Source organism: Ruegeria sp. CDSB117 (genome assembly GCF_059611005.1).
The window spans coordinates 1-13,687 of the sequence record NZ_JBXWOS010000044.1 but is presented as its reverse complement, the minus strand read 5'-3'; the positions used below and the strand labels follow the sequence as shown (position 1 = coordinate 13,687).

Genomic DNA, 13,687 nt, shown 5'->3' with positions numbered 1-13,687 from the left:
CGCGGGATGGAGCAGCCCGGTAGCTCGTCAGGCTCATAACCTGAAGGTCGTAGGTTCAAATCCTACTCCCGCAACCACTTGGGTCGAACAAAGTATCGAACAAGCCGCCGCAAGGCGGCTTTGTTCATCCTGGGCTAGCCCAATCATCGCTGCCAGTGCACCTTCCAACGTAAGCGTTGCATTTGACCCCCTAAATCACCGCTGATCAGCTACCGTACGCCAGTATATGATGCGCCCAAAAGGATACAGGCATCATGAACTCTCAAAACTTGGGTGAGCTCGCAAGTGATCAGAAAATACAGAACATCTTCCACGCCTACGGCTACTCCATCCCTGTCGGGAAAGATGGCCGCCGCCTTTGGCCAACAAAGTTCAAACGCGCGATGGGTCAGAGAATGAGATCCGGCGAGCTATCAATCGGTGAGGTGCAAAAGACTTGTCAGGTTTCGAACAAGACGGCTTGCAACTGGCGGAAAGGCGGTTCTCGAAAGTCACCGCACAAGCCAAAGAAGACTCAACAGCCACCCCCGGCGTTCGCCGAAATCAAGGTTGAGCGTGCTGAGCCAGCTGCACCGCCTCCGGCATCACAGATTGTTGTCAGGCGCGCAGGCTGCGAAGTTCTATTACCGCCGAATTTTCCAATCGATCAGCTGGCTCAATTAATCCGCGCGCTCGAGCGTGACCCATGATCTCTCCGGCGGGCAATTTCAAATTCTACGTCGTGACCAAACCTGTCGACTTTAGAAAAGGTATGGATGGCCTGGCAGCGATTGTCTTGAATGAATTTGAGCTCGACCCCTTCAGCGGTGCAATTTTCATCTTTCGTTCGAAACGTGCTGACCGGTTGAAGCTGATCGTCTGGGACGGAACCGGACTCGTGATGACGTACAAGCGGATCGAAGGAAAGGGCTTCGAGTGGCCGCGCATCCATGACGGCATGATTACTCTGAACAAATCTCAGTTTGAGGCCTTGTTCGAAGGCCTCGACTGGAAGCGTGTCACCGCTAGAGATATGCGCCGTCCGGTTGCTGTCTAAGGCAATCGCGCTTGGGACTCGAAACAAACAACAGCTATGAAGCGGCGAACATGACAAATTGGTACACTGCAGTCACCCATTTTGGGCATGAGAACGTCATTCGGTTTTGTGACCGTCCATTCAAATCCTCCGCTCATATGGACGGCGCTATGCTTGAAAACATGTGGAAGGTCGTAAAGCCTGAGGACGATCTCTGGATCATCGGAGATTTTGCTTTCGGCGCGCCAGCGAAAGATCCAGCGTATCTACAACAGATCTATGGCCAGTTACCCGGAGCGCGCAAACACCTGATCGTGGGCAATCATGACAGCGACCTTACCCAGTCACTGGATTGGTCGTCGGTATCACTATTGGCAGAAGCGGCTGACGGGCCCAAGAACCAGCGCAACACGCTGTGCCACTACCCAATGATTACGTGGAACCACGCAAGACGTGGCGCTCTACAATTGTTTGGACACGTTCACAACAATTGGCGCGGCTCACGAAACTCCATCAATGTAGGAGTTGATGTCTGGGATTTCATGCCGGTGACGTACGATGACGTAGCGCGACGGGCGCGTACGCAACACGTGGGTCAAGGAAAAGGTTTTGCTTACCAATTTTTTGTCAAAAATGCCGTGGTGAATTTCGTTTGCAGTTAGCCTGCAAACAAAAACAAAATATTACATCCAGACAAATGCCAAAATGATGATCGTGCTTTCGGTTTGTCCAATCAGCTTTGAGCATCGATAACTTGGCCTCTTCGTCTCGGGAGCTAACTCGCTTTCGAAACCTCTAAACCTCCCCCTTTCACAAGCAGATCCACAATTGTGTCGACCCCGCTTCTGTGACGAAGTGACGAGAACAAGAAGGGCCGTCCTTTACGCATTCTTTGCGCATCACGTTCCATAACCTCCAGCGAAGCGCCAACATGCGGCGCAAGGTCGGTCTTGTTGATTACAAGGATGTCCGATTTCGTAATCGCCGGCCCGCCTTTCCTGGGGATTTCCTCGCCTGCGGCGACATCGATCACGTAGATGGTCAGATCTGCCAGTTCCGGGCTGAATGTGGCTGATAGATTGTCGCCTCCACTTTCAATCAAAACAATGTCGAGATCCGGATGACGTGTCTGCATCTCGGCGACGGCGGCCAAATTGATCGAGGCGTCTTCGCGAATTGCTGTATGCGGGCAACCGCCAGTTTCGACGCCGATGATCCTGTCCCGCGGCAGGACCTGCATGCGCATCAGCGCTTCGGCATCTTCCTGCGTATATATGTCGTTGGTAATAACACCCACCGAACAGACATCGCGCAGCGCTTCAGATAAGGCGGCGGTCAAAGTAGTTTTTCCGGCTCCTACCGGGCCTCCAATACCTACGCGAAGAGGGCCGTTTATACTGGTCATGTGCGGAAAATCCTCGAATATTGTGTTTCGTGTTTCATGGCCGCAATGTCCCCCAAGAACGCAGTAGAGCTTAACTCGTCCAGACTCGCCTTTTTTGCGTTTTCAGCAATCTGGGCACACAGCGGTGTCAGTTGGCGGATCAACCTCTGAGCATCGGTCTGTCCAAGTGGAACAAGGCGCGTGGCACAGGCGACAAGGTTGCTTGCGAATGCTTGCAGAAACATCTTGGTCGTCAGCAGCAAGGGAAGGTTTTGTAGTCTTGCAGCCCGTCCAATCGAGACGGGGTAGGTGAAGTGCCCAAGGTCCAATTCCCAGACACCTTTGGTGACATTTCCGAAGGCCTGTCCCAGCAACTCGGTTTCCATGAGCCTTTCGGATGTCGCGCAAAAGGCCCGCGCCGTGACATCGACGTTGATCAGTTCATCTTTGTCCAGCGCATTGAAGGCCGCCACAACGAACAGAGCATCATTCCAACCAGAGCCATATTCTAGCACATCTGAAATCCAGGCTTCGGTATCCTGAGAATTCGCGACGGTTCCCCGGTCAATCGCGGATTCAAGTCCGTGAGAGTAGGCAAACCCCCCCACAGGATAGGCAGGGGACAACCATTGTGTCAGCGTCAGGATGTCGGTGTCAGTGGGTGTGGCCATGGGTCCTGCCGTGGCCATAGGCGCCGCCTTCGGGGGTGAACGGCTCGTGCACTTCTCGCGCGGTAGCCCCGATTTTAAGAAGCATATCTCGGATTACGTGATCGACCTGGATCAACAGGCGAGCCTTTTCGATCTGGCAAGGCGTGTGGCGATTGCCGATATGCCACGCGATGCGCGTCAGATCCGGGGCTTTTACCTCCAGCAACGCTTCGGGCGCAGCCTGTATTTCCACTTCGCGACCATCGTCCAGAACCAACGCGCCGCCGTGGTTCAACGAAGTCGTTTGTGCCAGGTCGATGAGAATCTGTTCGCCACTTTCGCAGGTCAGAACCTTGCGCCGCAAAAAACGGTCTTCATAGGTCAGCGACAGGGCATCTGCAGGCTCGCCGTGTAGATGATCAGAATACCGCCGTGCTGTACAAAGGAGGATGGTCATGCCAGCGCCCCCTCTGTGGAACGGGTAGCTATTACCAGATAGAACCCGCGAAAACGTGTTGTACGATCCGGTCGCGTGACAGGCCGCGTTTGCGCAGTTCTTCGTCGCTCAGCGATTGCAGGAACTGGATTTGATCGGTGCGCGATCGTGCTTCTGCCAATCGAGCAAGAGCTGAATAGATCGACGAACCAATCGCCGAGAACAGACCGAATACGGAAAAACCGGAATGCTGTTGATTTTCTGTGTGTGCCATTGGGACCCTCGTAAAATTGCGAGACGTTGGTCCTCCCTTCCGTTCTAATATCTGTCATCTTTCACTCGCTTAGTAGTAGGCGATTGGTCATGCCCGGGATGCGTTTGCTGCAATGCAGCGTAAATTTTAATCAGAACATAAAGTATCGCTGTGCCATCGGTAGAACTTCGGCAGGCTGACAGGTAAGCAATTCGCCATCCGCGCGCACCTCATAGGTTTCCGGGTCAACATCGACATGCGGTGTCGCGTTGTTCAGCAGAAGATCCTGCTTGCCAATTTCTCGTGTATTTTGGACGGCGACGGTTTGCTTTGCCAATCCCAGTGTATCACCGATCCCATCCACATGGGCCGCCTCCGAGACAAATGTGATCGCCGAGTTTTCCACCGACCGTCCGTAAGCGCCAAACATTGGGCGACTATAAACCGGCTGCGGTGTAGGGATCGACGCGTTGGGATCGCCCATCTGCGCACAGGCTATCGTGCCGCCCAGCAGAACCATCTCGGGCTTAACGCCGAAAAAGGCCGGGTTCCACAGGACGAGGTCAGCGCGTTTGCCTTCCTCGATACTGCCAATCTCGTGGCTCAGGCCATGTGCAATGGCCGGGTTGATGGTGTATTTCGCAATATAGCGGCGGACGCGAAAGTTGTCGTTCTCACCGGTTTCCTCGGGTAGACGCCCGCGCTGTTTCTTCATCTTGTCAGCGGTTTGCCACGTGCGGATCAAGACTTCTCCAACTCGACCCATGGCCTGACTGTCAGACGCGATGATCGAGAAAGCACCCATGTCGTGCAGGATATCCTCGGCTGCGATTGTCTCACGCCGAATGCGGCTTTCTGCAAAGGCTACGTCCTCGGGAATAGATTTGTCGAGGTGGTGACAGACCATCAGCATGTCCAGATGTTCCTCGACTGTGTTCACGGTGAAGGGCCGCGTCGGGTTCGTCGAAGACGGCAGAACGTGGTTCTCGCCGCAGATCTTGATGATGTCCGGGGCATGGCCTCCGCCAGCGCCTTCGGTGTGGAAGGCGTGGATCGTGCGGCCTTTTATGGCGGCCACGGTGTTTTCGACAAATCCAGATTCGTTAAGCGTGTCGGTGTGGATCATCACTTGCACATCCATCGCATCAGCCACCGATAGGCAGCAGTCGATAGCGGCAGGGGTCGTGCCCCAATCTTCATGCAGTTTCAGGGCGCAGGCCCCAGCACGGACCTGTTCCTCAAGCGCCGCGGGCAATGAGGCGTTGCCCTTGCCTGCAAAGGCCAGATTCATGGGAAAGGCATCTGCCGCCTGCAACATCCGCCCGATATGCCAGGGGCCGGGGGTGCAGGTGGTCGCCAGCGTCCCATGCGCCGGACCGGTGCCGCCGCCCAGCATAGTGGTCAGGCCGGAATGCAGCGCGTCTTCGATCTGTTGTGGGCAGATGAAATGGATGTGGCTATCGAACCCGCCTGCGGTCAGAATGCGACCTTCGCCTGCAATGATCTCGGTGCCAGGACCGATAATGATGCCCACACCGGGCTGCGTATCCGGGTTTCCGGCCTTGCCGATCTTGGCGATACGCCCGTCTTTCAACCCCACATCCGCTTTGTAGATGCCGGAATGATCGAGGATCAGCGCGTTGGTGATCACCGTATCCACCGCCCCTTCGGCGCGCGTGAACTGAGATTGCCCCATTCCATCACGAATGACTTTGCCGCCACCGAACTTGACCTCCTCGCCATAGACGTCTTCGCGGTGCCCGGTTTCGCTGAAACGCGCGGCTGTTGCACGCTCAACGATCAGGTCTTTCTCGACCTCAATAATCAGATCGGTATCCGCCAATCGTACTTTGTCGCCGACCGTGGGGCCAAACATAGAGGCGTAGTCACTCCGACTGATTTTGCCCGGCATTTTTCAGAGCCCCCATGATATGCATATTGAAACCGTAGATGTGGCGGCGCCCGTCGTAGGGCACCAGCATAACCTCGCGAGTCTGACCCGGCTCAAATCGCACGGCAGTACCTGCTGGGATGTCTAATCGCATCCCTAAAGCTGCATAGCGATCGAAATCCAAGGCGGAGTTCGCTTCGGCGAAATGGTAATGGCTGCCGACCTGAACGGGTCGATCACCGGTGTTGGCGACAACAACAAGACGACTGCTGCGTCCGGCATTGAGCGTCAGTGAACCCTCGGCGGGTATGATCTCACCGGGGATCATTTTGGCAGTTTCATAATCACTGTGACAGCGATGACCGCGATCAATGCCAGCCCAGCTGCGAGCAGGGCATAATCACTGCCATGGGAGTGAACATGGGTATCCGAATGGGCCATGGCAGGGCCAGCCAGAATAAGGGCGGGAAACAGCATGCGATACATTGGGAACTCCTCTGAGGTTTAGCGAATAGGGTTATGGACAGTCACAAGCTTGGTGCCATCCGGGAAGGTGGCTTCGATCTGCACCTCGTGGATCATCTCGGGCACGCCTTCCATACATTGGCCGCGGGTGATCACTTCAGCCCCGGCCTGCATCATGTCGGCAACCGAATGGCCATCTCGCGCGCCCTCGACCACGGCGTCGGTGATCAGGGCGATAGCCTCGGGGTGGTTCAGTTTGACGCCGCGGTCCAGCCGCTTTCGGGCGACCTCGGCGGCCATGGCGACCAGAAGTTTGTCTTTTTCACGAGGTGTCAGGTTCATGTCAGAGCATCCAGCATCGGGGTAATGTGTCTTTGTTCAACCGGCGCAAAATCGGCATCAATGTGCGGCGAAGAGCCAAGCTGTTGTCGGCCAGAATACGGATAGCCAGAAGGCCGTCTTGGACTAGTGTTGCCCCTGCGTCCTCGGGCAGCATTTTGCGAATGGAATCCAGATGACCTTCGGCTAACTCCGAAGCAAAGACGATCAGCGCCATCGCTGCTGCGCCGTTTGCAATATGCGGCTTGGACAGATGCTTGTGCCAATCACCAGAGAACCGGATCGCGTCAAGGAACACCGTTTTTCCTTGGCGTTGTATCTCGATCCGATCGTTTAGGCGGATATCGGTAAGCGTCTCGCCCATTGCGATGCGCCCGAAGATGAGAGGCTCTACCATCAGCATTTCGGCATCCGGCGCCATCTCGATTTTCAGGCGTCGGTTCAGAGCACTGCCATTGAACAGAATGGTCTCTTGCGGCAACCAGTTCAGTCGGGCTTCAGTCTCAACAGACAGATGATTGGTAATCTGGGCACATTCATGCGGCTTGGCCTTGTAGGCGCGCTCGCAGGCCTGTGTTGTCAAAGTCAGCGCGGTTCCTTTCGCCGCCTTGCCGGAAAATCGAAATGAATCGCCCCCGGTTACGCCGCCGGCTGTGTTTAAGAGAACCGCGTCAAGATCAGGTGTATTGGTTCTGGGGAACAGGCACTTAAAAGACCCGGACTGGCGAAACTTGTTCAGCACCGTCCTGTCGCCCAATTGCTTGGTGCTCAAGCTGACGGCGCCTACAGCACGCGGTGGAACAGCACTGTGCGTGGGCAATATGGCTGTAACTTGGGTAATAAGGCACCTTTAGAGCTTGGTTTGGTGGCACCTGTTTCTCTGTTGAAGGGGCGGAACACTAATCTACAGTGTCGAAATCTGCTTATTTCGACATCGCGCGTCTAAATTTTAGACAGCGACCCCGGTCTTGGATGAAAAAATAGGCGGATCTCGCCGATTTCCCCAATTGGGTTAATGGTAAGTTGCCAAGCTTGCTGCGATGCAGAAACCGTATGGGTGCCACCGCGGAAACGACCCGGGGGTGTGTGACGGCTGCGCGAATTGGACCTCGAACACAACCGCCACACGGAACGCAACAACAGTTGCGGGGATCAGGTAGAAGAAGAGTGTGCCTTTGCGCAAGCCCTCTCTCCCGGCCCCCGCCAGGAGGATTACATGAAATCGCTCAAATCCACGCTCGCCGGATCGGTCGTCTTTGCTGCCATGGCCACCGCCGCCTTGTCAGACGAAGACACGATCAAGGTTGGAGTGCTGCATTCGCTGTCCGGTACGATGGCAATCTCGGAGACGACGTTGAAAGACACCATGCTGATGCTGATCGATCAGCAAAACGCCAAGGGTGGCCTGCTGGGCAAACAACTTGAGGCGGTTGTGGTCGACCCCGCATCCGACTGGCCGCTATTTGCTGAAAAAGCGCGCGAGCTGCTGACCGTGCATGAGGTGGACGTGATCTTTGGCAACTGGACCTCGGTTAGCCGGAAATCGGTGCTGCCGGTCATCGAAGAGCTGAACGGCCTGCTGTTCTACCCGGTTCAGTATGAGGGCGAGGAGTCCTCGAAAAACGTATTTTACACCGGCGCCGCGCCGAACCAACAGGCAATCCCTGCGACAGACTATTTTCTGGAGGAACTGGGGGTCGAGAAATTTGCTTTGCTCGGCACGGACTATGTCTACCCCAGAACCACCAACAATATTCTTGAAAGCTATCTGAAACAAAAGGGTATTGCTGATGACGATATCTTCGTCAATTACACCCCTTTCGGCCATTCCGACTGGTCCAAGATTGTGGCTGATGTGGTCGCGTTAGGCGCGGATGGCAAGAAAGTCGGCGTGATTTCGACCATCAATGGTGACGCCAATATCGGATTTTACAAGGAACTGGCAGCGGCTGGTGTTTCGGCAGATGACATTCCGGTCGTGGCCTTCTCGGTCGGTGAGGAAGAACTGTCCGGTCTGGATACCACCAACCTCGTCGGTCACCTCGCCGCTTGGAACTACTTCCAGTCGGCGGATACCGAGGTCAACGCAGAATTCGTGGACACCTGGAAAGCCACCATGGGCGATGAACGCGTGACCAACGACCCGATGGAGGCGCACTACATCGGCTTCAACATGTGGGTGAACGCCGCGACCGAGGCCGGTTCGACCGAAGTCGATTCCGTGCGCGCTGCGATGTACGGGCAGGAGTTCCCGAACCTGACCGGTGGCACCGCCGTCATGCTGCCAAACCACCACCTGGCGAAACCGGTTCTGATCGGTGAGATTCAGGAAGACGGCCAGTTCGATATCATCAGCGAAACCGAAGTCGTGCCGGGTGACGCGTGGACTGATTTCCTTCCGGAGTCGGCTGTGCTGGTCTCTGATTGGAAAGAGCTGGGTTGCGGTATGTACAACACCGAGACCAAGACCTGCGTTCAGACCCTGTCGAACTACTAACAGACCACGCAAGGCGGGTTTGTTTGCCCGCCTTGCCACAAAAGACATTCGGGTTTCACCACATGGTACGACTTTTCCTTGCGGGCCTCGCAATCCTGTGCGCCTGCCTGACTGCAAACGCTCAAGAGGTCGGTCTGCAACCGATCCTGCAAGAACATCAGGAGATCATCGCCAAAAGCTCGCGTAAGACGATCAAACCGGCGATTGATGCTATTGCGTCCAGCGGTTTGCCTCAGGCGCAAGTAATGCTTGAGACATGGGCCGCCAAAAACATGTGGATGCGCAAGTCTGACGGTCTGTTCTTCGCTGGCCAGAAAGGTGAGGGGCGGTCGTATGAACTGACCGATTTCGATACAGGTGCGATCGTCGGCACCTTCGAGAAGTCCGAGCTTAAGCAGTTGAAGCCCAACAGCGGTATCCGCGCGATGATTGGGACAGCGTTGGTGCAGTTCCAACTGACCGATCCCAACCGCGCGAAGCGGCTGGCGGCCCTGCAATCCATTCAGCGTGATCCCGAAAGCGCACTATTAGAGCCGCTGCGGGCTTCGATAGACGATGAACCGGACACGGAATTGAAAGCGCAAAAACAGCGGCTTGAACGATTGCTGACGATTGGATTTGACGAAGATACCGCAGCCCGCGTGGCCGCAATCGAAGAAATGTCCGGCGATCTGGGCGTAGATGTTCGTGCCGCTTTGAACCCTTTGGTCGTCACCTCCCGGCACGCCGCTCTCGAATTGCCCGCGGACCTGAACGTCGCAGTTATTCTTGAAGCGGGCTCAGAAGTCTTAACGACCGACGAAGCATATGACTTGCTCGTTGCGGGAAACCTCGCCCCACCGCGTATTTCAGCGGATGATATCAGAGCGGCACTATCGACTAACATTGTCGGTGGTCGTGTAGGTGACATTCCCGTCGCGCAACTGAGTTCAGATGCAATGCGCGAGCGTGCGTATGCCTCTCTGGCAGAGGCCGGGCTTGTGCCAGCCTTATTCACGGACGCAGACATCGACGCTGCAGTAAACGCGCATGTATTCTTCGAGACCTACAGCGAGTCGTCTGCTGAGGTCACCGAAGCAGCCGAGAAAACTCTGGAACAGATCGAACTGAAGGTCGGCGTGAACCAAACACTCGACCTGACGCTGGACGCGATCTCACTGGCGTCGATCTATTTCCTCGCCGCCATTGGTCTGGCCATCACCTTCGGCGTGATGGGCGTGATCAACATGGCCCATGGTGAGTTTATTATGATGGGCGCCTATACCGGCTACGTGGTGCAACAGTTTATCCCTGACCACACGCTTTCGATCGTCGTGGCAATCCCCATGGCTTTTGCCGTGACATTTGCCATGGGTGTCGCAATGGAGAGGTTGGTGATCCGCTGGCTTTATGCCCGGCCGCTGGAGACACTTCTGGCGACGTTCGGCATCTCAATTGCCCTGCAGCAACTGGCAAAGAACATCTTTGGCACGCAGGCTCGCCCGCTGACAGCCCCAGGTTGGCTCGACGGGGCGTGGGTGCTGAACGACGTGGTCTCGATCAGCTACATCCGCATCGCGATCTTTGTACTGGCGATGATCTTTCTGGGGCTGTTCCTCTACATCATGAAACGGACCCGGCTGGGGCTTGAGATGCGCGCGGTGACGCAGAACCCGCGCATGGCGGGGTCGATGGGGATCAATCCGGGGCGGGTGAACATGCTGACCTTCGGGCTGGGCTCGGGCATCGCCGGGATTGCGGGTGTCGCCATCGGCCTCTTTGCCAAGGTCACATCAGATTTGGGCAACGATTATATCGTACAAAGCTTCATGACCGTCGTTGTCGGCGGTGTCGGCAACATCTGGGGCGCGCTGGCGGGTGCCGGAATGATCGGCTTCCTGCAGAAAGGGATCGAGTGGATGAACCCATCGAACACCCTCGCGGCGCAAACCTACATGATCATCTTCATCATCATTTTCATCCAGTTCCGGCCAAGAGGCATCATCGCCCTCAAGGGCCGCGCGGCGGGGGATTGAGCCATGGAACGCAGCTTTATCTCCAAGAACCCATCCGTGCTGGTCTTTCTTGCCATCCTGTCCCTGTTCACTCTGAGCGTGACCATCCTGTCCGAGGGTTTCGGGATCGGCGTAATCTCGACCAGTTTCGTTAAAACACTGGGCAAGACCCTGTGCCTGTGCCTGATCGCAGTGGCGATGGATCTGGTCTGGGGCTTCACTGGCATCCTGTCGTTGGGCCACTTCGCTTTTTTCGGGCTGGGCGGCTACATGATCGGTATGTGGCTGATGTACGAGCGTACACGCCTGATCGTGGTAGACTCGCTGGCACAGGCCGAAATTCCACCGACTTCGGCCGAGGTGGTGGACGCCATCGCTACACAAGTCTTTGGCGTTGTCGGATCGTCGGAATTTCCGTTGATCTGGGCGTTTTCCCACAGCCTGACACTGCAACTGATCCTGATCGTGCTGGTCCCCGGTCTACTGGCGCTGATCTTTGGATGGTTGGCTTTCCGGAGCCGTGTCACCGGTGTGTATCTGTCGATCCTGACCCAGGCTATGACTCTGGCGCTGGCCCTGTACCTGTTCCAGAACGACAGCGGCTTGCGCGGCAATAACGGGCTGTCCGGCTTGCAGAACCTGCCAGGTGTCACTGCCTCGCAGGACGTGGTGTCGATCTGGTTCCTCTGGGCCTCGGCACTGGCGCTGGGTCTGGGCTACATGCTGGCCGCATGGATCGTGTCAGGCAAGTTCGGCTCGGTCATCCGCGGCATTCGCGATAACGAGGCACGAGTGCGCTTCCTTGGCTACTCGGTCGAGGTCTACAAGCTGGCCGTCTTCACCCTGACTGCTTGCATCGCAGCCATTGCCGGCGCGCTTTACTATCCGCAAGCTGGCATCATTAATCCCGAGGAGATGGCCCCCATCGCCTCGATCTATTTGGCCGTCTGGGTCGCCATCGGTGGACGAGGCCGCTTGTACGGCGCGGTAATTGGCGCAGCCTTTGTCAGCCTTCTGAGCACGTGGTTCACGGGCGGGCAGGCCCCGGATATTCCGCTTGGGTTTTACACGATCAAATGGGTCGACTGGTGGCAGGTGCTACTGGGCGTAACTTTCGTGTTGGTTACGTTGTTCGCCCCGCAAGGCTTTGGAGGATTGTTCGACTTGTGGACCGACCGCCGCCACCCACACAGGCATGGGGCAAATTTAGGACCGGATGACGGCGCCCTGCGAGAGAAGGAGGCCATGGAATGAACACTTTGCTTGAGGTTAGCGGTGTTTCGGTCACTTTCGACGGTTTCCGAGCTATCAACAACTTGTCGTTCCAGATCGGCGACGTTGAGCTTCGCGCAGTGATCGGCCCGAACGGGGCCGGTAAGACTACGTTCATGGACATCATCACAGGTAAAACCCGGCCCGATGAAGGGCGTGTCATCTGGGGAGAGAAATCCCTATCTTTGTTGGGACTTTCCGAAGCAAAAATTGCGCAGGCTGGGATCGGGCGGAAGTTTCAGAAACCAACGGTTTTCGAAGACCAGACCGTGCACGAAAATCTGCTGATGGCGCTTCAGAACAAACGTGGCTGGCTTCACGTGCTTTTCTATCGAACCACCACTGAGGATTTGCAGAAAGTTGAAGATCTGGCTGTCGAAATCGGTCTGCATCAAGACCTAAGCCGCAAAGCTGGTGAACTGAGCCACGGTCAAAAACAATGGCTGGAAATTGGCATGCTGCTGGCCCAGGAGCCACGACTCTTGCTGGTGGACGAACCTGCCGCCGGCATGACACCGCAGGAGCGCGAACACACCACCGACTTACTGGTACAAGCCGCCAAAACCCGTGCCGTTGTCGTGGTGGAACACGATATGGAATTTGTCCGACGCCTGAATTGCAAAGTCACGGTTTTACACGAAGGGTCCGCCTTGGCTGAAGGCAGTCTTGATCACGTGACATCTAACCAGGACGTCATCGACGTTTATCTAGGGCGCTAAACAATGCTGAAGCTGACTGATCTGACTTTACATTATGGGCATTCGCAGATCCTCAACGGGATTTCCATGGAAGCCAGACAAGGTGAAGTGACTTGTGTCATGGGGACCAATGGTGTCGGGAAAACCAGCCTGATGAAAGCAATATCAGGTACGCATCTGCGCTCGGGTGGCAATCTGGATCTGGACGGGAAACCTTTGGGTGTCCTGCCTGCTCATCAAATGGCGTGGAAAGGCGTGGCTTATGTTCCACAAGGTCGTGAAATATTTCCTTTGCTCACAGTTCGCGAAAACCTTGAAACGGGGTACGCCTGTCTGCCAGCCAGCGAGCATTTCATTCCAAGTGAAATTTTTGATATGTTCCCGGTCCTCAAACAGATGCAAAACCGTCGCGGAGGTGACCTTTCTGGCGGTCAGCAGCAACAGCTGGCGATCGCGCGGGCACTGATAACACGACCACGCCTACTTTTGCTGGACGAGCCGACCGAAGGTATTCAGCCCAACATTATCCAACAGATAGGCGAAGTCATCCGGCACCTCAGAACCACGAGCGGAATGGCAATCATCCTGGTGGAGCAGTATTTTGACTTTGCCTATGATCTTGCCGACAGATTTATCGCGTTGCGACGAGGAGAAGTATTGATCAACGGCGCCAAGAAAGACATGACACGGGATGAGTTGCTGCAGGCCGTAACTGTCTAGGTTCTGGATCCATTAATTTTGTTGCTGCTGTCTCTGTTGCATGCTTCAAGCCACTGAGTTTCAGAGGTGTATC

The 13,687-nt window shown here is 55.7% G+C and carries 16 protein-coding genes and 1 tRNA gene; 8 read left to right on the top strand and 9 right to left on the bottom strand.

Features of this window, described 5'->3' with window-relative positions:
* From AC2FJC_RS23125 to AC2FJC_RS23115, 3 genes are all read left to right on the top strand, one after another.
* Positions 1-77 (top strand) — tRNA-Met (locus tag AC2FJC_RS23125).
* Between the two features lie 608 nt (positions 78-685).
* Entirely contained in the window at positions 686-1,036 is a 351-nt protein-coding gene (tnpB, locus tag AC2FJC_RS23120) for an IS66 family insertion sequence element accessory protein TnpB (RefSeq protein WP_496742002.1), read from the top strand.
* Positions 1,037-1,047: 11 nt separating this feature from the next.
* On the top strand, positions 1,048-1,677 hold the full coding sequence (locus AC2FJC_RS23115; RefSeq protein ID WP_496742000.1) for a metallophosphoesterase: 630 nt from the start codon (positions 1,048-1,050) through the stop codon (positions 1,675-1,677).
* 113 nt (positions 1,678-1,790) lie between these two features.
* Here AC2FJC_RS23115 and ureG read toward each other — a convergent pair whose 3' ends face one another.
* From ureG to AC2FJC_RS23070, 9 genes are all read right to left on the bottom strand, one after another.
* Entirely contained in the window at positions 1,791-2,420 is a 630-nt protein-coding gene (gene ureG / locus AC2FJC_RS23110) for an urease accessory protein UreG (RefSeq protein ID WP_170519465.1), read from the bottom strand.
* Complete coding sequence (locus tag AC2FJC_RS23105; RefSeq protein WP_496741998.1) at positions 2,417-3,088, bottom strand: urease accessory protein UreF; 672 nt, start codon at positions 3,086-3,088, stop codon at positions 2,417-2,419. Before AC2FJC_RS23105 ends, ureG begins: the two co-directional genes overlap by 4 nt.
* On the bottom strand, positions 3,054-3,506 hold the full coding sequence (locus tag AC2FJC_RS23100; RefSeq protein ID WP_496725662.1) for an urease accessory protein UreE: 453 nt from the start codon (positions 3,504-3,506) through the stop codon (positions 3,054-3,056). The genes AC2FJC_RS23105 and AC2FJC_RS23100 overlap by 35 nt, the downstream gene beginning before the upstream one ends.
* Before the next feature lie 31 nt (positions 3,507-3,537).
* Positions 3,538-3,759 carry a DUF1127 domain-containing protein gene (locus tag AC2FJC_RS23095; protein WP_170519457.1) on the bottom strand — a complete coding sequence of 74 codons (222 nt, stop codon included), beginning with the start codon at positions 3,757-3,759 and terminating at the stop codon, positions 3,538-3,540.
* A gap of 130 nt (positions 3,760-3,889) precedes the next feature.
* On the bottom strand, positions 3,890-5,650 hold the full coding sequence (gene ureC, locus AC2FJC_RS23090) for an urease subunit alpha (RefSeq protein ID WP_496741996.1): 1,761 nt from the start codon (positions 5,648-5,650) through the stop codon (positions 3,890-3,892).
* The gene (locus AC2FJC_RS23085) at positions 5,625-5,957 is read right to left on the bottom strand and encodes an urease subunit beta (protein WP_496725660.1); all 333 of its coding nucleotides are present in this window, start codon (positions 5,955-5,957) and stop codon (positions 5,625-5,627) included. Before AC2FJC_RS23085 ends, ureC begins: the two co-directional genes overlap by 26 nt.
* The gene (locus tag AC2FJC_RS23080; protein ID WP_496725659.1) at positions 5,954-6,115 is read right to left on the bottom strand and encodes a hypothetical protein; all 162 of its coding nucleotides are present in this window, start codon (positions 6,113-6,115) and stop codon (positions 5,954-5,956) included. Before AC2FJC_RS23080 ends, AC2FJC_RS23085 begins: the two co-directional genes overlap by 4 nt.
* Before the next feature lie 18 nt (positions 6,116-6,133).
* Entirely contained in the window at positions 6,134-6,436 is a 303-nt protein-coding gene (locus AC2FJC_RS23075; protein WP_496725658.1) for an urease subunit gamma, read from the bottom strand.
* Position 6,437: 1 nt separating this feature from the next.
* Positions 6,438-7,205, bottom strand: coding sequence for an urease accessory protein UreD (locus tag AC2FJC_RS23070; RefSeq protein ID WP_496741994.1), 768 nt, complete (start codon positions 7,203-7,205; stop codon positions 6,438-6,440).
* A 444-nt stretch (positions 7,206-7,649) separates the two neighbouring features.
* Here AC2FJC_RS23070 and urtA point away from each other — a divergent pair, with 444 nt between their 5' ends.
* The 5 genes from urtA (at position 7,650) to urtE (ending at position 13,614) form a co-directional block, all read left to right on the top strand.
* The gene (gene urtA / locus AC2FJC_RS23065; RefSeq protein ID WP_496741992.1) at positions 7,650-8,930 is read left to right on the top strand and encodes an urea ABC transporter substrate-binding protein; all 1,281 of its coding nucleotides are present in this window, start codon (positions 7,650-7,652) and stop codon (positions 8,928-8,930) included.
* Positions 8,931-8,992: 62 nt separating this feature from the next.
* Complete coding sequence (gene urtB, locus AC2FJC_RS23060) at positions 8,993-10,945, top strand: urea ABC transporter permease subunit UrtB (RefSeq protein ID WP_496741990.1); 1,953 nt, start codon at positions 8,993-8,995, stop codon at positions 10,943-10,945.
* 3 nt (positions 10,946-10,948) lie between these two features.
* Positions 10,949-12,178 carry an urea ABC transporter permease subunit UrtC gene (urtC, locus tag AC2FJC_RS23055; RefSeq protein WP_496741988.1) on the top strand — a complete coding sequence of 410 codons (1,230 nt, stop codon included), beginning with the start codon at positions 10,949-10,951 and terminating at the stop codon, positions 12,176-12,178.
* Positions 12,175-12,915 carry an urea ABC transporter ATP-binding protein UrtD gene (gene urtD / locus AC2FJC_RS23050; RefSeq protein ID WP_170519429.1) on the top strand — a complete coding sequence of 247 codons (741 nt, stop codon included), beginning with the start codon at positions 12,175-12,177 and terminating at the stop codon, positions 12,913-12,915. Before urtC ends, urtD begins: the two co-directional genes overlap by 4 nt.
* A 3-nt stretch (positions 12,916-12,918) precedes the next feature.
* A complete protein-coding gene (gene urtE, locus AC2FJC_RS23045) occupies positions 12,919-13,614 on the top strand; it encodes an urea ABC transporter ATP-binding subunit UrtE (RefSeq protein ID WP_496741986.1) in 696 nt (231 codons plus the stop codon).
* The last annotated feature ends 73 nt before the right edge of the window (positions 13,615-13,687 follow it).